Below are 20009 nucleotides of genomic sequence, written 5' to 3'. Positions count from 1 at the left end.
ATGCTAGCTCGATAAAATAGTCATCGGCAGGCTCAATATTGGATTTTCTGAATCGGCAAAGTGCATCATTACAGCTACATGCCCAGCGACTACAACTGCATATATTACCGCTGAAAAGCCTTGGCCATATTTATCTAGCGGCATTAAGTGTGAGTAGTGACGGCCTCGCCACTCAAATACAATTTCCAGCGCACCTACAAACAAAAAGAATACCAGTAACATTAAGCCAAAGGTGTAGCTCAGCCATAAGCCAAATAGTACGCCTAATAAGCATACGCTTAAACCAATCCATGAACGCATTGAAAAGCTAATACTTTTTAATACATGCCCGCCATCAAGCGGTAAAATAGGTAACAAGTTAAATAAATTTAATAACGCACTAAGAACTGCCACACCTGCAAATATTTCCATCTCGGTGGCGTAATATAAAACGACACCCAGTACCGAGGTAATTAAACCAAATGCAGGCCCCATTAGCGATATAACTACATCTTGCCAACGAGTCGTTATTTTGTCGTCACTTACAGCTAGCCCACCTACAAATGGGATTAAGTAAATACCTTTGGTTTTTATGCCAAAGTATTTCATTGCTCGCACATGGCCGTATTCGTGTACAACTAAACACCCAATTAGCATTAATGCAAATTCTATACTAAATAACCACGCATAGCCTGCAACAGAAGCCCCTGCAAGCACTACTTTAATTACCTTAGCACTTTTAAAAAGCTTAAAACCTAATGCAGCCAGACCTAAAAAGCCTTTTTTAGGTGATCCATTTGTAGGTGCTGGTAACGCAAGTTGTGTCACAAATTGCTCATCCACAAAGAGCGAAATGCTTTGCTCTTCCACTGCCGCTGTATCAATACCTATTACTTTGTTGTCGTAAGTAAACTGATAATAGTTTTCACGAGGATTATCAAAGGTAATAGCTTGTTGAGCATGAAACACCTGCACAATTTTTTGTCCAGACACCATAAGCGAAAATGGTTGCTCGGCTAAAGTAAGATCTATTCTTATCATAATTAAGACCATTTAAAATAATGGCGCTAGTATACCTAATCAGCTTAAAAACACGAGTGAAGGTGCTAGGTAACTATTTTCAAAATAAAAGCATTTGATACTGACAAAATAAAAAAACACTACTACTTTTATAGTAACTCCAAGCGATACATTGAAAGGGATAGCAGTGGACAATATAGTGCCTAATATTTTAGTTGTTGACGATTCAAAAGCAATTTTGATCGTTATGGAAGCTATACTTAACGAATTGGGTATGTCTAACACTATAACTACGTGCCTGAATGCAAAAGAAGCTCTTGAAAAAGTAAAAGAAGATGTTAACTACTTTGATGCTATTTTTACTGATCTCAATATGCCCGAAATGGACGGCATGGAACTAATCCGCCACTTAGGAGAGTTACATTATCAAGGCGGTATTATAATTGTTTCTGAAATGGACCATAAAGTTATTAGCTTAGCTGCCAATCTCGCGAAACAACATAACGCTCACCTCATTGGTAATATTTCAAAGCCAGTGCAACTGTCTCAGGTTAGTAGGTTACTTATTAAAGTGGCGCAATTAAACAGCCACACTTTATTAAAAGAGTCAGCCATTTCAAAAGATGAGCTTATTGATGCATTAAAAAACGATAAAATAACGCCTTTTTACCAACCAAAAATAAACGCTGATAACAATAAAATTGAAAGCGTTGAAGTCTTAGCACGTATTTTATCAAGTAAAGACGGCAATATTATTTTACCTAACCGTTTTATAGGTATTGCCGAGCAACATAACTTAATTAATCAAATTACATTTTCTCTTTTTGAAAAGGCCACCAGCGAATTCAAAAATATGAAAGCGCAACTAGGTCATGATTTTAAGATGGCATTTAACTTATCGCCAACTCAGCTCGACGACTTAAACTGCCCTAATAAATTACTACTCATTTTAGAACTAAATCAACTCACGCCTAGTAATATAATTATAGAAATAACAGAACAACATGCACTCTCAAGCCTCATGCAATTAGAAACACTAAACAGATTAAGAATGCATGGCTTTGGTATATCGCTAGATGACTTTGGTGTTGGTTTTACTAATATGAATCAACTTCGAAACCTTCCTTTTACTGAAATTAAGATAGACCGCTCACTCATTAGCCATATAGAAACAGATTTATTTTCTCAAGTGGTTGTAAGTTCGTTATTTAACATTACGAGTAAAGATAATTTAGATTTAGTGGCAGAAGGTGTTGAGCGCCCAGAAGAGCTCGTTTATTTAAGGCACTATAAAAGAAAACTAGCCATACAAGGTTTTTTATTTAGTCGTCCTAAACCACAAAACGAATTTATATCTTGGGCTAAAGATTGGCTGAAAACTGATGGCAGCCCCGCTTAAAGAGGTATTAATATTTAATCGGGGCTGGTTAACTAATTATCACCCCGAGTGTGTTTATCTTCTTCACTGACTATATGCGCACTGCTTGCTAAACGTTTGTGCCAACGCTGCCTTGCTACTGCGCGCATATTAGTAGATTGGTCACGCTCATCTACAATCTCTAGCCCCATTAAAGCTTCAATCATATCCTCTAGCGTTACAATACCTTGCACGTCACCGTACTCATCTACAACTAGGCATATATGCGTGCGCTTTGTTAAAAGAGTTTGCAGTAACGACGATACATTTTGAGAACTCGGCACCGTATAAATAGGCTTAATCAATTTGCTAATTTTGTAATCGGTACCTAAACGGTGAAATGCCAGCATAATATCGTTTTTATGCACAAACCCAACAATATCGTCGCTGTCTTTATCAAATACCAATATACGAGAAAATGACGACGAGCCGTGATCGTTTAAATACTGATTCACTGTTAAGTCTTTGTGGATTTTAAAAATAACCGTTCGAGGCGTCATTAAGTCGCATAATTTTGCATGTCTAAAATGCAATAAATTACGAATTATTTCGGACTCATCCTGATGTAATGCACCCGACTCCGTACCTATATCAGCCATTGCCTCTATCTCTTGACGAATATAGTAAGCCTCATCGTGCTTTGGACCCATTAAATTTGTTAGCTTTTGTGCAAACCATACAAAAGGCTTTAGCAATATAACTAAAAACCTCAAAGCGTAAGTAACACTTGGCGTTAGAGCTCGCCAGTAATTAGCCCCCAAGGTTTTAGGAATAATTTCAGAAAGAATTAATACGAGGAATGTCATAATGGCTGATGCAATGCCTACAGCCGCATCGGAAAACACGACAGCTGCCTGTGCGCCTACCCCAGCAGCACCCGCAGTATGGGCAACCGTATTTAAAGTTAAAATAGCAGCTAAAGGCTGATCTATATTGTTTTTAAGTTTTTCGAGCTGTTTAGCAAGCTCAGGATGATCTTTCCTAAGTGATGCAACATAGCTGGGCGAAATACTTAATAACACAGCCTCCATCACAGAACATAAAAACGAAATAACAATCGCCACTACCATATAAACTATCAGTAAAGTCACTTTCTCTCCTCTATATTGGATATGTGAGCATGGTATCAATACATGCTATATTTGGCCAAACTTCCAATAATAATAGGCATAATAATGAAATTTAGCGCACCATGGTGTCATCAAAATAAGCTATTTAAGTACGCAGCAGCTCTTTTAACGCTTAGCAGCTTAAGCTTTGCTGCAATAGCTGCACCATTGGATAAATCAAAAATTCAGTTTATCGGCCCACTTGCCGAGGACATGCAGTTAAAGCCTTTTCAAACACCTCATGGCAATGCCATTATTAATAACCTATTGCCGCAGCTACAAGCAGACTCAGATAGTTTTTCTGTATTTGGGAAAAAACAAAACTGGCAGCCGTTTAATAAAATCAATGCGCTCACTTTAGGTGGGTTACAGGCACTAAAATTTAATATTGAAACAACCCGCTTTACACAAGGTACGCTTACCTTAAAAGGGATTGAGCAAGGTCAGTTATTTATTAATGGCGAACTACAAACAGGTGATAAAAATAGCTATAAGTTAGCTTTAAATAACAGTACTCACTCTATTTTAATAGTAGCCCAACAAGTAGCTAATTGGCACGATGTAACGCTTGATTTTGCACCTAAAAGCGACGTTGATAAAATTACGCTTAGCGCCTCACAAACAAAACGCTTATCTGCAAAACAATTGTTTGATGCCCCTACAATCAGTCAATTATCACTCGCACCTAATGCTAAGCAGTACGTTACTACTACTCGCACTTATAGCGATAAAACACAAAACCAAGCAAATACAGTTACTGTACTTAAAGATTCAGATAATCAAACGCTTTATCGCTTCGAAGCAGGCCAACCAAGTAACATTATTTGGAGTCCAGATAACCAATATTTAGTGTATTTGTTAAATGGTGAGCTTAAACAACTTAGCCGTAAAAACTTCTCAATAAAAACATTAGCAAACGATTTAGAAGGAGCCAATGGCTTTACCTTTTATAACGACACCAGTCTTTTGTTTAGCTGGTCTAAATCACCTGAGAGCACTAACAGCTTAACCAAGCACTATAAAGGTCTACAAGATCGCTGGTCGTATGCACGTACCACCAGTCAAATTTACATGCTTGATACTAAAAGTGGTTTAACAAAAGCACTTAGCCAAGGTCCTCTTTCTTACAGCCTTGAAGATTCAAATAGTAACCGTGGCAAAATATTAATGAGCCGCCCAGTAATGGCAATGCAAGCATCAACCCACCCTGAAACAGAGTTAGCCGAACTCGATTTAAAATCAAACAAGCTTTCATCGCTTGGTAAATTCAAAACATTTAATTTAGCCAAATACGCAAATAAAGATATTTATGTAATTGCAGGCCCTGACTTTAAAAATGGCGCAGGCAGAGCTCTACCAAAAGCAATGCTTGCTAATAACTACGACGGGCAACTTTACCTACTTACTGAAGGCGGTAAAAACGTAAAAGCACTTAGTAAACAATTCGATTCTGCTATTGGCCAACTGCAAGTTTTAGAAAACGGCGATGCGCTCATTAAAGTAACAGAGCAAGACACTCAACCGCTTTACCTATTTGATTTAAGTAAACAGCGCTTTAAAAAGTTAAATACAGGATTGGATATTGTTGAACAATTTAGTTACTCACACGACCGTAATACCGAAATTTTATTAAGTGGCACTAACGCTTTAGCGCCACAACAGCTAAAACGCCTTAACGTCAGTAAAAATAAAACAGATTTAATATGGGATTCAAAACCAAGTAGCTATGCAAATACACGACTCCCTACATTAGAGGAGTTTAATTTTAAAAATAAACATGGGGTTGAAATAACTGGCCGCGTTTATATTCCTAGCAATTTAGATAAAACTAAAAAGCACCCGGCGCTCGTGTATTACTACGGCGGCACTTCACCAGTTACGCGTGGTTTTACAGGTCGTTATCCGTTTAACTTATGGGCAGAAAATGGCTACGTTGTTTATGTAGTACAGCCTACTGGCGCAACAGGGTTTGGACAAAAGTTTTCAGCGCAGCATGTTAATGCCTGGGGCGACTACACTGCAGACGATATTATCGAAGGCACGCAAGCCTTTTTAAAGAAATACAACTATGTTGATAGTGAAAAGATAGGAAATTTAGGGGCATCATACGGTGGCTTCATGACCATGTTATTGGCAACTAAAACCGATATATTTAGTGCTTCAATAGCTCATGCGGGTATTTCTAATATTACCTCGTATTGGGGTGAAGGTTGGTGGGGCTACTTATATTCTGGCGAAGCATCAAAAAATAGCTTTCCGTGGAATAACCCTGAGCTTTACAGCAAGCACAGCCCTGTGTTTCATGCCGACAAAGTAACAACTCCTATGTTACTTCTTCATGGTGATAGCGATACCAATGTACCTGTTGGCGAAAGTTTAACCATGTACACTGCGCTTAAACTGCTTAATAAGGACGTAGAGTTAATCGAATACAAAGGCGCCGACCACCAAATTTTTGCACGCGATAAACGATTTGATTGGTGGAACACCATGCTTGCATACTTTGATAAAAAGCTAAAAGATGAACCTCAATGGTGGGACTCAATGTATAAAAATGACTGAGCCTGAACCTTTAAAATAACGACTTAATACAGATTTATTAATAGTAGTATTAATTATTTAGCACCTTTTAATTAGTTTAAAGGTGCTAACCTCATCCTCTAATAACGTCTTATACACCTTTGAAATATTAAGTTACTTAAAACTAATAAACCCCCTTCTCAGCATTTACCTAATGGTGCTACCATACAGAGCTATAAGCATTCAAAATAAAGTACTATGGCTATTAATGTTTTATTGGTTGAAGACGATGAACTACTCGTTAAACGCATCCAAAATCACTTTGCAGATACCGAATTTACAATAGAGGTAGACCCAACTGGCGCTGATGCACTTAACATTGTAAGGCAGCGGGTAAACCTGCGCGGTGCTATATCATTAGCCATAATTGACATTGTTTTGCCAAAGCGTGATGGGCTTCAGCTGGCAAAAGAATTAAACACACTTACCGATATTGGCGTTATTGTATTATCGAGTCGTGACTCCCAAGCCGATCGTATTGCAGGCCTTGCACAAGGTGCTGATGACTATATTTGTAAGCCTGTCGATTTACTTGAGTTAGAACTTCGCATGCGCGCGCTCTATAAGCGTGTTGCCGTTAACCTAGAAGACGACGAAAGCGAAGAATTTATAGAATATGCTGACTTTAAGCTTCACCCCGATAACCGCACACTAATTACTGCTGCAGGCGTTGAATCACGCTTAACTGAAGCCGAACATAAAGTGCTTATTTGCTTAATTAGTAATGCGGGTAAAGCCACATCCCGTGAAAAAATATCAGAAGAAATAGGCCAGCCCGATTGGAGTCCAAACGATCGTACTGTTGATGTGCTGATTGGTCGTTTACGTAAAAAATTAAATGACGAAAAAGATCAAAAACGCATTGTTACCGTACGCGGTAAAGGCTATATGCTCTCTATTTAATATTTAGTTAATTGCGCAATAAGGCGCTCAAATGCGCGGTAATTAAGTGCCTCTTTAAGCTCATTTAAACTAATGTTTTCAGCGCCTTTTAAATCACTAATAGTACGCGCCACTTTAATCACTCTATGATAAGAGCGTGGCGATAAAGACAACTTCTCGCTTGCTCTGGCTAAAAACTGCAACTCTGCTGGCGCTAGTACACAGTGCACACTCATTTCTTTATTATTAAGCCTCGCATTAACCTTACCTTGGCGTTTTAGCTGTAGGTAATAAGCCGCTTCAACTCTTGCTCTAACCTCAGCACTACTTTCCTCTGGCTGAGTACTTTGTAGTTCAACGCTCGTTAAACGAGGTAGTTCTATTTGCAAATCAATACGGTCAATAAAAGGTCCTGATACTCGCGATAAATAACGCATAACTTGATCGGGAGTTGCCCGCTTATCAGTATGGCTCCCTGTTGGGCTTGGATTTAATGCTGTAATAAGCTGAAACTGCGCCGGAAACTCCATTTGCCTAGCTGCACGTGAAATAGTAACTGTACCGGTTTCCATTGGCTCACGCAGTGAATCAAGTACCTTACGCTCGAATTCCGGTAACTCATCTAAGAAGAGCACACCGTTATGTGCCAGAGAAATTTCACCAGGTTTGGGATTCGAAGAGCCCCCCACCAAGGCAACAGCTGAACAAGTATGATGTGGATTACGAAATGGCCGCTGTCGCCAATTAGTTAAATCTATGGATTGCCCAATAATAGAGTAAAGCGCAGCTGTCGAAATAGCTTCATCGTCCGACATAGTAGGCATTATAGTTGCCATTCGCTGGGCCAGCATCGATTTACCAGTACCTGGAGGGCCTAAAAATAATAAATTATGCCCGCCAGCTGCAGCAATTTCGAGTACTCGCTTTGCACCGGGCTGACCTTTCACATCGCTTAAATCAAGTAAAAAGTCAGGGGCTTGTGTGCAGTCGGGATACTCTATATTTAATGGTAAGGGTTGTTGATTAAGTAAATCCCCCCACACTTCTTGAATAGAGCTTACGGCTTTGCGTTTAACGCCATTAACTAGGCTTGCTAGGCTGTCGTTTGCAAGAGGTAAAAAGCAGCAACGATCTTGCTCTTTTGCAGCAAGTACCGAAGGTAAAATAGCGTTTACACCACGCACCTCACCATTAAGAGCAAGCTCACCATAAAACTCGTACTTGTGAATATCAGGACACACTATTTGCCCAGAGGCGACTAAAATACCCACCGCAATAGCAAGATCAAACCGTCCGCCATCTTTTGGCAAATCGGCAGGGGCTAAATTTACAGTTATTCGTTGATCGGGAAAACCAAATTGTGAGTTTTCGAGTGCGCTACGTACTCTATCTTTTGATTCTTTAACGGACGCTTCGGGCAGGCCTACTATATGAAAAGCGGGTAAACCATTTCCTAGGTGAACTTCTACAATAACTTCAGGGGCATTTATACCCACTTGAGCACGAGAAAATATACGAGCTAACGACATTCCTTATCCTAGTAAATGGTGTGATTACACCAGTTTAGTCAGGATATTTAAAAACGTGTAATGTGATTTGCCATTTTATAGCAGCTAAACGAAGTAATAAGGTCATTAACATACCTAATACCATCGCCATTTCGGTTACTAACGAAAAACTAATGCCAAGCGTATAAACAGTGCCACCCGCTATACAGGTAATAGCGTAAAGCTCACCTTTTAATAGCATAGGGATCTCGCGTGCAAGCACATCTCGAATTAATCCACCAAAGCAGCCTGTAATTACAGCCATAATTACCGCAGTCATATCGGGCATACCAACAAGCTGCGCTTTGTGTGCCCCCATTACTGCAAAAAAAGCTAAACCAAACGCATCCGCTGTTTGTAAAATATAATGAGGTATCGGCTTTTGTTTATTTATAAGGCGTGTTGTAACAAATACTGAAGCTAGTATGGCAAAAAAGTAACTTTGATCGTGTAACCAAAACACAGGAACATCTAAAATTAGATCTCGCACTGTACCACCACCAATAGCAGTTACTGTCGCTAAAACTACGACCCCAAAGCCATCCATTTTTTTCTCGTACGCTAGCAAAGTGCCCGATACAGCAAACACCGCAATGCCTATTAAATCAAACCAGTGGTAAAGTTCTGTCATATTTGTAACAACCCAAAAATATTTGTGCCGTTTTAACACAAACTAAACAAAGTTTTAAGTAATAACGATTTATTTTAAGTCGTTTATAACTTTTGTGAAGTGTATCTCAGGGGACGGGAGCTTGTGCTTATGAGTAGTGAATGCCTCATGCTGTGAAGACGATCTTTAACCTATAAGCTAAATCACCACACTCATCAAATTTCAGGCATAAAAAAACACGCTTTAAGTGTGTCGTTTCATTCTTATTTATTTCAATGGTTGCGGGAGCCTGAGTTTGTAAAAAGCGGACCGACGACCTTCGGGTTATGAGCCACAATATACACACCAAATTTTAGACATAAAAAAACACGCTTTAAGCGTGCCGTTTCATTCTTATTTATTTCAGTGGTTGCGGGAGCCTGAACTTATAAAAGGTGAACCGACGACCTTCGGGTTATGAGCCACAATATACACACTAAATTTTAGACATAAAAAAACACGCTTTAAGCGTGCCGTTTCATTCTTATTTATTTCAGTGGTTGCGGGAGCCTGAACTTATAAAAGGTGAACCGACGACCTTCGGGTTATGAGCCACAATATACACACTAAATTTTAGACATAAAAAAACACGCTTTAAGCGTGCCGTTTCATTCTTATTTATTTCAGTGGTTGCGGGAGCCTGAACTTATAAAAGGTGAACCGACGACCTTCGGGTTATGAGCCACAATATACACACTAAATTTTAGACATAAAAAAACACGCTTTAAGCGTGCCGTTTCATTCTTATTTATTTCAGTGGTTGCGGGAGCCTGAACTTATAAAAGGTGAACCGACGACCTTCGGGTTATGAGCCACAATATACACACTAAATTTTAGACATAAAAAAACACGCTTTAAGCGTGTCATTTCATTCTTATTTATTTCAGTGGTTGCGGGAGCCGGATTTGAACCGACGACCTTCGGGTTATGAGCCCGACGAGCTACCAGACTGCTCCATCCCGCGCCTGAAATTTGTAGACTTGTTTAAAGTTGCTTACATTACAACTTGGCTTCCAATTAAAGAATTGGTTGCGGGAGCCGGATTTGAACCGACGACCTTCGGGTTATGAGCCCGACGAGCTACCAGACTGCTCCATCCCGCGCCTGTATATTTTAAGTCTATCGACTACTTTATTTTATCTCTTAAGCTAGAGTTTACAGTAACCAAATCATATAAAGAATTGGTTGCGGGAGCCGGATTTGAACCGACGACCTTCGGGTTATGAGCCCGACGAGCTACCAGACTGCTCCATCCCGCGCCTGAAATTTGTAGACTTGTTTAAAGTTGCTTACATTACAACTTGGCTTCCAATTAAAGAATTGGTTGCGGGAGCCGGATTTGAACCGACGACCTTCGGGTTATGAGCCCGACGAGCTACCAGACTGCTCCATCCCGCGCCTGTATATTTTAAGTCTATCGACTACTTTATTTTATCTCTTAAGCTAGAGTTTACAGTAACCAAATCTTATAAAAAATTGGTTGCGGGAGCCGGATTTGAACCGACGACCTTCGGGTTATGAGCCCGACGAGCTACCAGACTGCTCCATCCCGCGCCTGTAATTTCTTTAAAACATTTTCGTAATATTTACGAGCCTGCCTTGAAGAGAGCGCTACTATATAGGAATAAACATTTAATGCAAGGCCTAAACTAATTAAAGTTGTTCAACCGAACAAAAAGCAATCAAATTGCTATTCTGCGCTCAACCTTTGATGCGGATTAATCATTTTTTGCCATTCCCAGTCTGGATGCCCCATCACTATAAAGTCAGGGTTCTCAGTACTCTCGCGTTGGTTGTACGTTAGCGGGTTAAATTCTGCATCGGTAATACAACCACCGGCTTCTTCAACAATAACTTGTGAAGCACCTGTATCCCACTCTCCCGTTGGACCAATTCTTAAAAAACAATCTGCTTTGCCTTCTGCAACAGTACAAGCTTTTAATGAGCACGAACCAATAGCAATAGTTGTAAACTGACTATTTAAATACTGACTCACCGCTTCTATTTTTTGGCGGCGGCTCACTGCAAGCGTCAAGTTCTCTGGCGGCGCTACAGATATTTGCTTATCAATTGAGTTTTCACGTTTAAAGGCACCATTTTTAGCTGTAGCAAAATAAGTCACACCTTTTGCAGGCCAATGAATAACACCAAGCACTGGGTGATTATTTTCAATCAATGCAATATTTACTGCAAAATCGCCACTTTCTAAAATAAACTCGCCTGTGCCATCCATCGGATCGAGTAACCAATAACGCTGCCAATCCTGTCTGTCGGCGAGTGCTGGTATAGGTGTTTCTTCCGACATAATCGGAATATCGGGTGCTAAGACTTTTAATCCAGCAACCAGTACGTCATTTGCTGCTAAATCAGCTTTGGTAACAGGCGTATTATCTGATTTCTCTTGTTGGCCAATATCACCTTTTTTATAAATGGCCATAATTGCATCGCCAGCACGCTCAGCTAATTCAATACACGGTTCGATTAATTTATTCATCGGCAGCTCCAGACGCTAAATACTTATCTAATAATAGCAAAGCTGCAACACTGCGTGCTTCGGTAAAATCTTCTTGGTCTAATAATGACTGCCACTGAGTTAATGGCCACTTAACAACAACAAGCGGCTCTGGTTCGTCGCCAATAAGGGTTTGTGGGTATAATTGCTTAGCAAATAAAATATGCATAGTGGCATTAAAGTAACTCGGCGCCATTGTTACTGTTCTTAATGGTTTAAAATACTCAGCACCAAAGCCAATTTCTTCTTTAAGCTCTCTGTTAGCAGCTTGCTCTGGCGTTTCGCCCGGATCGATTAAGCCTTTAGGAAAACCTAACTGGTAATCGTTTGTGCCCGCACAGTATTCACGTACAAGTAGTAATTCGTTGTCTGCACTTAACGGAACAATCATCACTGCTCCCCGGCCACCGCCGCGAATTCGCTCATACTGACGCTCTTCGTTATTAGAAAACTTTAGCTCTAAAGACTCCACAGTAAACAGGCGGCTTTTAGCGACAACATTGTTACTGAGGATTTGTGGTGGTGTTGGGTGCTTTTTCTGTGTCATTGGCGTTAATTTGCTATCATGGCAGTTAGTTCAATAATAAACCTTATAAGTTGAAATTCCTATGTTAAATTGGTCAAAAATCGATACCGTTTTGCTCGACATGGATGGAACATTACTCGATTTACATTACGACAGTCATTTTTGGCTTAACGTTATTCCTGCGCAACACGCATTAGCAAGGGGCATTAGCCTAGATGCAGCTAAAGCAGATATTTTAAAACGCTATCAAGCTGTGAGCGGTCAAATACAGTGGTATTGTTTAGATTATTGGGAGCAGCAATTAAGCTTGCCTATAATGGAACTTAAACGAGAGTCTCAGCATTTAATTAAAATGCGCGAAGACGTACCTCATTTTTTAACTGAGCTTAAAAAAGCAGGCAAAGAGTTAATTTTACTTACCAACGCCCACCCTGAGAGTGTCATGCTTAAATTTGAGCATACAGCGATTGATAACTACCTAGATGGCGTAGTGTCGACTCATGAATATGGAGTAAGTAAAGAGCAACAAAGTTTGTGGCATAAAGTGCAAGATGACTTAGGCTTTAATAAAAGCCGTACTTTATTTGTAGATGACAGTGTGCCGGTTTTGAATGCCGCACGAGAATACGGCATTGAGCACTTACTTGCAGTTGCTAACCCAGATAGCCAACAACCACATAACGAAATAGCCGATTACCTAAGTGTTACCGACTATCGTAAGATTATCTAACTCAACTTACGTGACTTAAATTTTTGGGTAACGCGCTTCTAGCCCTTGATATACTAACTTTGCAAAATCTGCATGTTCTGTATCAAGGCTTTTAACTACTTCAACTAAATGCTCGTTATCTTCTTGCCCATTCCATTCTTTAATATAGCTACCATCTTTGTAACCGTGATCTTGGCGGAAAAAGTTTAACGTATTTTTACCTACGTAGCCGCGATATAAATCATCAATATCCATACCTATTTGCGCCATACAGCCGGCAAAAGCACCTGCATTAAACGTTTTATCAGCAACAGCAGACGCCGCTAATATCTCTAGTGTTTGTTTAAAGTCATCAGCTTGTTGAGCATTACTAAGCTCAGTTTCAAGTTGCTTTGCTAAGTCTTCGTAGCTAGTTTCGCCGTCAATTCTAAGCGATAGACCAAAATGAAAAATATCAACCAACTCTAAAATAACTTGTTCAGTATCTGGTGTTTGTTTTTTCCACCATTTCCAACCATGATGATCTAGCATTTCAGCACACTCAACCCAAATAGCGCGGTACCATTCAAACCCTTGAGTAAACCATTGCTCATGTACTTTAGTATTCATGGCGTTTTGCATTTCTAGCATCACTACTAGCTTGTTTAAATTGGCAGACATATCAATTCCTGTCGTTTTGGTTGGTGTAATTTTCGTTGGTGTAATAATACAGATAAAATGCTGATTGTGCATTGCTGTATATTTTTATTAGTGTGCTAGTTATGTTTATCGTGACGTCGTAAACTCATGCCATGAATCAATTAAATCAATGAAATCTTCAAAGCCACAACCACTACTTAAACCATTTTCTTCAAGCGCTAAATCGTCATCTTGATACGCTATTAGGTCTTCGCTGTCTTGATGAAGTGCATGGGCTTCAAATAATGCTTCGTCTTTCGTTAATATTAAATCTATTTCTTGGCCTTTTAGCGTTAGCGGCTCATAGCTTGAACTTACCGATGCAATAAGCGCTTGCACCATGGCTACTTTGTCTTTGCCTATTTCTTCGTTTAGCCAGCGACCAATAATAGCGTGTTCACTGCTTATTTTAATACGTAGCCCACTAATAGGGTCGCGAATAAATTGATATTCCATAGGGTTTGCCTGTAAATCTTTAATTGCGTAATTATATACGTAAACGCCCGTAAACCACAGGACATATAAAGTAAAATAGCGCCACATGGGCGCTATTTTACTCAACTTTAAAACCGTTAACTTCGCGATCTATAACGCGCTGCGTCAATGATCGACCATAAGTAAATAATAGGCACAAGTACAAAGCCTACAAGCACATAAATTAGTGCGTAACTTATTATAATAGCGAGTGCAAAAAATATAGCCGCTAAAATACGCCCTTGCACTAACTGCCCTAAACCAGGAAAAAATATATTACATAATGCTGCAATTACGTTACCGCCAGAACCTTGATCTGCCATACTAACCTCTGTATTTATTTAATTTTATAATTATTTACCTACACACTCTATGCCAATTTATTAAAGCTTACAAATCAAATAGTTAAATTAGTCTAGATTTAGAGAGTTGGTAGATTTTGCTAAAATTAGGTCAAATTAGCAATTATTGTTATCCGTTTACACTTTTTTATTCGCTTAATTAATTAGCAAGTTACTCGTTTTGAACACTATTTTATAAATAGCTGTTTATAAAAACAGTATTTTATTTAGCCTAACAAAAACACCTGTTATACTGCCCACAATATTGATTAAAAAGGCGTAACGATGGACGTTTCACAATTACTCGATGGCTTAAATGACAAACAACGCGATGCCGTTGCAGCCCCACTACAAAACATGCTGGTATTAGCAGGTGCTGGGTCTGGTAAAACACGAGTGTTAGTTCATCGTATTGCGTGGCTTATGCAAGTTGAGCAAGCCTCCGCTTACAGTATTTTTGCAGTTACATTTACTAATAAAGCCGCTAAAGAAATGCGTGGCCGCGTTGAAGAAACACTAAAAGCGCCTGTAGGTGGTATGTGGATTGGTACTTTCCATGGTTTATCGCATCGTATTTTACGTGCTCATCACCGTGAAGCTAATTTACCAGAAGCCTTTCAAATTTTAGACTCTGACGATCAGCTTCGGATGATCAAGCGCTTATTAAAATCGATGAATATTGATGATAAAAAATGGCCCGCTAAGCAATTTGGCTGGTACATAAGCGCCAAAAAAGATGAAGCACTTCGCCCTAAAGATATTCAAGCATACGATATTAATGAGCAAATGATGCTGCGTGTTTATGCCGCCTATCAAGAGGCCTGTGATAGAGCGGGCCTAGTTGATTTTGCTGAAATATTACTACGCAGCTACGAAGTGTTAAAAAATAACCCTACGTTACTGCGTCATTATCAGCAACGCTTTGCGCATATGCTCGTAGACGAGTTCCAAGATACAAATACCATTCAATATGCTTGGTTAAAATTACTTGCTGGCGATACTAACAGCATTATGATTGTAGGCGACGATGACCAAAGCATTTATGGTTGGCGTGGTGCTAAAATCGAAAACATTAAACGTTTTTTAACTGACTTTAGCGCAGAAACCATTCGTCTTGAACAAAACTACCGCTCAACAGCGACTATTTTGAAAGCGTCTAACGCATTAATTCAAAATAACTCAGAACGTATGGGTAAAAGCTTGTGGACCGACGGTAACGACGGCGAGCCAATCTCTATTTATGCAGCATTTAATGAGTTAGACGAAGCACGCTTTGTAAGTAGCAAACTACGAAGCTGGTTAAATGCAGGTAATGCCCTACAAGATGCCGCAATTTTATACCGTAGTAACGCGCAATCTCGTGTACTTGAGGAGGCCATGCTGCAAGAAGGCTTAAAATACCGTATTTATGGTGGTATGCGATTCTTCGAACGACAAGAAATTAAAGATGCGCTTTCGTATTTACGCCTAGTAGGTAATCGTCAAGACGATGCCGCATTTGAGCGTGTAATTAATACGCCAGCACGCGGTATTGGTGATAAAACATTGAGCCATATACGAGATTGTGCACGAGCAGAATCGTTACCGCTTTGGTATGCCGCAAAAGCAATTGTAGAACAACAGCACTTATCTGGTCGTGCCTCTGGTGCAGTAAGTAAGTTTGTAGAACTAATCGAACAAATAGAAGATAAAATTAGCGATCTAACTTTGCATGAGCAAGCCAAGTACACAATTCAAACCTCAGGCTTGATGGCAATGTACCAAGCTGAAAAAGGTGAAAAAGGCCGTGCTCGCGTAGAAAACTTAGAAGAGCTAATTAGCGCATGTGACCAGTACGAACTTCCTGAAGACGAAGAATACAGCTCGCCTTTACAAGGCTTTTTAGCACATACATCACTTGAGTCAGGTGAAGGACAAGCAGAAGAGCACGAAGACGCCGTTCAAATGATGACACTTCACTCAGCTAAAGGCTTAGAGTTTCCGTTAGTGTTTATGGTGGGCGTAGAAGAAGGCATGTTCCCTTCTCAGCAAAGTAACGAAGAGTCTGGTCGTTTGGAAGAAGAGCGCCGCCTTTGTTATGTAGGCATGACACGAGCAATGGATAAGTTATACATTAGCCATGCTGAGAGTCGCCGTTTATACGGGCAAGAAAAATACCATAGCCCATCACGCTTTTTACGCGAAATACCTGAGGACTGCGTTGAAGAAATTCGTATTAAAACACAGGTTTCTCGCCCGCCTGCCGCCGGGCGTTTTAGCGCATCAGTTAGCCATGCCGCATTTGAAGACAGTGGCTTTAACTTAGGGCAACGAGTTTTGCATGCTAAGTTTGGTGTTGGTACCGTACTTAATTACGAAGGCAGTGGCGCGCAATCTCGCGTACAAGTTAACTTTGACGACCTTGGCAGTAAATGGTTAGTAACGGCCTATGCACGATTACAAGCTGTATAAAGCTCACCTAAATGAGTTAGAACAACAACTAGCTGGCGCGTATCATCGTCAGCTAGTGTTGATTACGGGCAGCCCTGCTTGGTGTTATGAATTACTTAACTCATTAATAGATGAAAACAATACACTTGTTGTATCAAAGCAGTGCGCGATTAAAAATTCGTACTGGCCTACTCGCACTCACCAAATGTTAGGGCAAGAATTTGCTCATGCTGTTTACGATGGTTTTAGTGGTTTACACCCTGATAAACTTGCAGCACTTACCGGCACCGTTAAAGCAGGCGGTATACTGTTTTTATTACTGCCCGAATTAAATGATTTAGCCTCTTGGCAAGACCCCTCATTAAGTACAGTGCAATCACACGGTCAGAGTATTAACTACAGTTTATTTAATCAACGTTTCGCGACTATTATTAAGCGATTACCCGCTTTTCATTTTAGTGAAAAAAATGGCTGTATTAGTAATCTCGTCAGCTCTGTTATGGATAATAAAATTGACTATCTACCACAGCAAAACTGCGTGGAACAAATAGTAAAAGTAGCTAATGGCCGTGCCAACAGACCTTTCCTCATTAATGCTGATAGAGGTAGAGGCAAGTCGGCAGCACTTGGCTTAGCTGCCGCAAAATTGACTGATAAAAAAGTAATTATTTGCAGCACTCAGTTTAAAGCGACCCATAGTAGCTTTAAACATTTAGCCAACGAGTTAGACCTGCAATACAACGCTCAACATAAACAGCTCGCCAACTTGCACTACGTTGCACCTGACGCGTTATTAAATGCATTACCTGAGTGCGATTTATTACTCATTGATGAAGCTGCCGCGATCCCTGTACCGTTATTGCTAAAAATGCTAGCTCATTACCCTCGTATAGTCTTTGCAAGTACACTGGTTGGGTATGAGGGCAATGGTAGGGGTTATACCATTCGCTTTAGTAACTATATAAAAGCGCACTATAAAGCCTCTAAAGTTGTAACGCTTGATGAGCCACTGCGTTTTGCTAAACACGATCCCCTCGAGAAGCACATTCGCACCTTGCTTGCACTCGATGCACAATATAAAGAGTTAAGTAGTGAGCAATTAGAGCAGCCAGTTCATAGCGAAATAACTCAGCAATCCCTTGTAAACAATGAGCCTTTACTGCAACAAGTTATTGCCCTGCTTGCATTGGCTCACTATCAAAGTAGTGTAAACGATTTACGCCAACTACTAGACGCACCATCGCAACGAATATTCATCAGCAAAATTAACAATCGATTAGTTGGTGTATGTTTAATCGCAATAGAAGGTGGTTTAAGTGAAGAACTTGCTCTACAGGTTATAAGCGGAGAGCGCCGCCCACAGGGTCATTTAATGGCTCAAACCCTCTCACAACTTAGTTTTAATAATGACTACTTAACACAGTTGAGCGCTCGCGTTGTACGAATAGCGATTGATCCGAGTTCTCACAATATGGGTTTTGGTAAAAAGCTACTTAGCTATTGCGAGTCGCAAGTAAAAAGCCAATGTAGTTGGTTTGGTGCAAGCTTTGGCGCAACAGCGCAGCTACTTAACTTTTGGCAAAAACAAGGGTTTGATACCGTAAAACTGGGTTATCAACGCGATAAAAGCACAGCTGAACATTCAGCGCTTGTGGTTAAATGCTTAAGCAATAAAAGTGCAATTATCCAACCTTTGAAAAAGCAGTTTAAAAACGACTTTTTTTATGCTCTTTTAACACATTTTAAAACACTAGATTGGCAACTTGTAAGTATTTTAATTGAAGGATTTAGCGATGAGTTAGTAAGCCCCGAGACTCGCGAACGATTAGCCTTACTCGTAAACAGTAACTTCACTCAATTTAATATCTCTGCGACTCTCTGGCAGGTAGTGAATCAGTCTCCTTCTTGTATGTCTCAATTAACAGAGTCTGATAAACAACTTTTAATAAAGTTAGTGCTGCAAAATGAATGTAATGAAAAAGTGATTCAACACTTAGGTTTATTAGGAAAAAAGCAGCTTGAGAATCAATTTAAACGTGCCATAAAAAACCTCACTAGTGCCATCTAATAACTCCTAGTTACCTATCTCTATTAAATCTTATCCATCTTTAAGCTATTTATTTAATTTGTTCTATCCTTAAAGCATTAACAGGTAAATTAAGATAAAGGCATGGAATTAATAAACTTTAAAGTGGGCTGCAAAACAATTTCACTTAAAATACTCGATATTTTATTAACAGAGCGCTTTGACAATAATCTAACAACTTTACCCAACAATAATAAAAGCTTTATTGGTGTTAAAGATTATATGGATATACCAACGCCTGTGTTTGATTTAGGTATTATTTTAAATAATATCTCAACCGAACAAAGTAATGCGCATGTACTAAAACAACTAAGAACATGGCAAGAAAAACTATTAAACTGGTTCAATACCCTTCAAAGTAACTTGCTAAATAGCTCGGCTTCTATTTCAAGCAATGATGCAGAACTACAAGATTTTGTTCTGTTTTACAAAGAGTTCAACACCGATAATGAAGACTTAAAACTAACAATGTCTCGACTTAACGAACCTTTCCAATCATTGCTAGAAACGGTAAAAGAAGCTATATCAGCTCATAATCAAAGCGATTATAAACAAGTATCAGCTCTGCTCGAAAAAATTAAGCGTAGTAACCTAATTCAGCTAGAGCGTTTATTCGAATCAGCTAAAGAGCAAATAACCTTAGACTATAAACCTATTATTGTTTTTACCACTAAAGACGGCTTAAACCCACACGTAGGGTTATTGGTAGATAAAGTCGAAGATAATATCGACTATAAAAAAGAAGACATTAAACCACTAGATAAGCTCACTGAGGTCGGTTTTGATCTAGACCCACAAACTAAAAATATGATGCGAGGATTAATCAAGCTTTCACAAAAGCACAGTGTATTAATTGATCCAAGCGTAATATTTAAACCAACACAACTAGAAGAATCTGAAAGTGAAGAAACTCAAGCTTACGGACTATTTTAAATAGTCTTTAGATTTGGTTATAAACTTTAGTACTGAAGTAAGGAGCTATTCTGCTCGACTTGTACATTTAGATAAATTGGAGAGAAATCGAGTGCGTAATGTTAGTTACCCATATTTCACTTTTTTGCAGACGTAAA

16 protein-coding genes and 5 tRNA genes are annotated in these 20009 nt (G+C 39.5%); 7 read left to right on the top strand and 14 right to left on the bottom strand.

Annotation, left to right across the window (positions count from 1 at the left end):
* Positions 1-3: 3 nt before the first annotated feature.
* Positions 4-1020: a site-2 protease family protein gene (locus GQR39_RS15795; RefSeq protein WP_165736100.1), complete on the bottom strand. Its 1017-nt coding sequence runs from the start codon at positions 1018-1020 to the stop codon at positions 4-6.
* Positions 1021-1186: 166 nt separating this feature from the next.
* Here GQR39_RS15795 and GQR39_RS15790 point away from each other — a divergent pair, with 166 nt between their 5' ends.
* Positions 1187-2398 (top strand): EAL domain-containing response regulator, encoded by a 1212-nt coding sequence (locus GQR39_RS15790; protein WP_165736099.1) that lies wholly within the window; start codon positions 1187-1189, stop codon positions 2396-2398.
* A gap of 32 nt (positions 2399-2430) precedes the next feature.
* Here GQR39_RS15790 and GQR39_RS15785 read toward each other — a convergent pair whose 3' ends face one another.
* Entirely contained in the window at positions 2431-3507 is a 1077-nt protein-coding gene (locus tag GQR39_RS15785) for a hemolysin family protein (protein WP_007587021.1), read from the bottom strand.
* Between the two features lie 84 nt (positions 3508-3591).
* On the opposite strand from GQR39_RS15785, the gene GQR39_RS15780 reads away from it, so the two are divergent.
* Positions 3592-6087 carry a prolyl oligopeptidase family serine peptidase gene (locus tag GQR39_RS15780; RefSeq protein WP_165736098.1) on the top strand — a complete coding sequence of 832 codons (2496 nt, stop codon included), beginning with the start codon at positions 3592-3594 and terminating at the stop codon, positions 6085-6087.
* A gap of 216 nt (positions 6088-6303) precedes the next feature.
* Positions 6304-7008: a response regulator transcription factor gene (locus GQR39_RS15775; protein ID WP_002957913.1), complete on the top strand. Its 705-nt coding sequence runs from the start codon at positions 6304-6306 to the stop codon at positions 7006-7008.
* Here the strand turns inward: GQR39_RS15775 and GQR39_RS15770 are convergent.
* The 9 genes from GQR39_RS15770 to nudE all read right to left on the bottom strand — a co-directional run bounded on the left by GQR39_RS15770 (position 7005) and on the right by nudE (position 12242).
* Positions 7005-8516: a YifB family Mg chelatase-like AAA ATPase gene (locus tag GQR39_RS15770; protein ID WP_024590552.1), complete on the bottom strand. Its 1512-nt coding sequence runs from the start codon at positions 8514-8516 to the stop codon at positions 7005-7007. The two genes, GQR39_RS15775 and GQR39_RS15770, sit on opposite strands and share 4 nt — an antisense overlap.
* Positions 8517-8550: 34 nt before the next feature.
* Complete coding sequence (locus tag GQR39_RS15765) at positions 8551-9165, bottom strand: trimeric intracellular cation channel family protein (RefSeq protein WP_165736097.1); 615 nt, start codon at positions 9163-9165, stop codon at positions 8551-8553.
* 905 nt (positions 9166-10070) lie between these two features.
* A tRNA-Met gene (locus GQR39_RS15760) sits at positions 10071-10147 on the bottom strand.
* Between the two features lie 62 nt (positions 10148-10209).
* Positions 10210-10286 (bottom strand) — tRNA-Met (locus tag GQR39_RS15755).
* A 79-nt stretch (positions 10287-10365) separates the two neighbouring features.
* Positions 10366-10442, bottom strand: a tRNA-Met gene (locus tag GQR39_RS15750).
* A gap of 62 nt (positions 10443-10504) precedes the next feature.
* Positions 10505-10581 (bottom strand) — tRNA-Met (locus GQR39_RS15745).
* Positions 10582-10660: 79 nt separating this feature from the next.
* Positions 10661-10737 (bottom strand) — tRNA-Met (locus tag GQR39_RS15740).
* Between the two features lie 136 nt (positions 10738-10873).
* Positions 10874-11677: a 3'(2'),5'-bisphosphate nucleotidase CysQ gene (gene cysQ / locus GQR39_RS15735; protein ID WP_007586545.1), complete on the bottom strand. Its 804-nt coding sequence runs from the start codon at positions 11675-11677 to the stop codon at positions 10874-10876.
* Positions 11670-12242: an ADP compounds hydrolase NudE gene (gene nudE, locus GQR39_RS15730; protein WP_007586548.1), complete on the bottom strand. Its 573-nt coding sequence runs from the start codon at positions 12240-12242 to the stop codon at positions 11670-11672. The genes cysQ and nudE overlap by 8 nt, the downstream gene beginning before the upstream one ends.
* 61 nt (positions 12243-12303) lie before the next feature.
* On the opposite strand from nudE, the gene yrfG reads away from it, so the two are divergent.
* Positions 12304-12951, top strand: a complete 648-nt coding sequence (yrfG, locus tag GQR39_RS15725; protein WP_165736096.1) for a GMP/IMP nucleotidase — start codon at positions 12304-12306, stop codon at positions 12949-12951.
* A 15-nt stretch (positions 12952-12966) separates the two neighbouring features.
* Here the strand turns inward: yrfG and GQR39_RS15720 are convergent, their stop codons facing one another.
* From GQR39_RS15720 to GQR39_RS15710, 3 genes are all read right to left on the bottom strand, one after another.
* A complete protein-coding gene (locus GQR39_RS15720) occupies positions 12967-13590 on the bottom strand; it encodes a dUTP diphosphatase (RefSeq protein ID WP_165726845.1) in 624 nt (207 codons plus the stop codon).
* A 105-nt stretch (positions 13591-13695) separates the two neighbouring features.
* Positions 13696-14064 (bottom strand): YacL family protein, encoded by a 369-nt coding sequence (locus GQR39_RS15715; protein WP_024592461.1) that lies wholly within the window; start codon positions 14062-14064, stop codon positions 13696-13698.
* 116 nt (positions 14065-14180) lie between these two features.
* Positions 14181-14405 carry a hypothetical protein gene (locus tag GQR39_RS15710; protein ID WP_002963009.1) on the bottom strand — a complete coding sequence of 75 codons (225 nt, stop codon included), beginning with the start codon at positions 14403-14405 and terminating at the stop codon, positions 14181-14183.
* Between the two features lie 303 nt (positions 14406-14708).
* On the opposite strand from GQR39_RS15710, the gene uvrD reads away from it, so the two are divergent.
* The 3 genes from uvrD (at position 14709) to GQR39_RS15695 (ending at position 19872) form a co-directional block, all read left to right on the top strand.
* Positions 14709-16874 (top strand): DNA helicase II, encoded by a 2166-nt coding sequence (gene uvrD, locus GQR39_RS15705; RefSeq protein WP_165736095.1) that lies wholly within the window; start codon positions 14709-14711, stop codon positions 16872-16874.
* Positions 16852-18921 carry a GNAT family N-acetyltransferase gene (locus GQR39_RS15700; RefSeq protein WP_165736094.1) on the top strand — a complete coding sequence of 690 codons (2070 nt, stop codon included), beginning with the start codon at positions 16852-16854 and terminating at the stop codon, positions 18919-18921. Before uvrD ends, GQR39_RS15700 begins: the two co-directional genes overlap by 23 nt.
* A 102-nt stretch (positions 18922-19023) precedes the next feature.
* Positions 19024-19872, top strand: coding sequence for a hypothetical protein (locus GQR39_RS15695; protein WP_007586559.1), 849 nt, complete (start codon positions 19024-19026; stop codon positions 19870-19872).
* Positions 19873-20009 lie beyond the last annotated feature (137 nt).

The organism is Pseudoalteromonas sp. C8 (assembly GCF_011378685.1).
Classification (GTDB): domain Bacteria; phylum Pseudomonadota; class Gammaproteobacteria; order Enterobacterales; family Alteromonadaceae; genus Pseudoalteromonas; species Pseudoalteromonas arctica.
The sequence above is the reverse complement of the archived record's forward strand: the minus strand, read 5'-3'. Positions and strand labels throughout refer to the sequence as shown.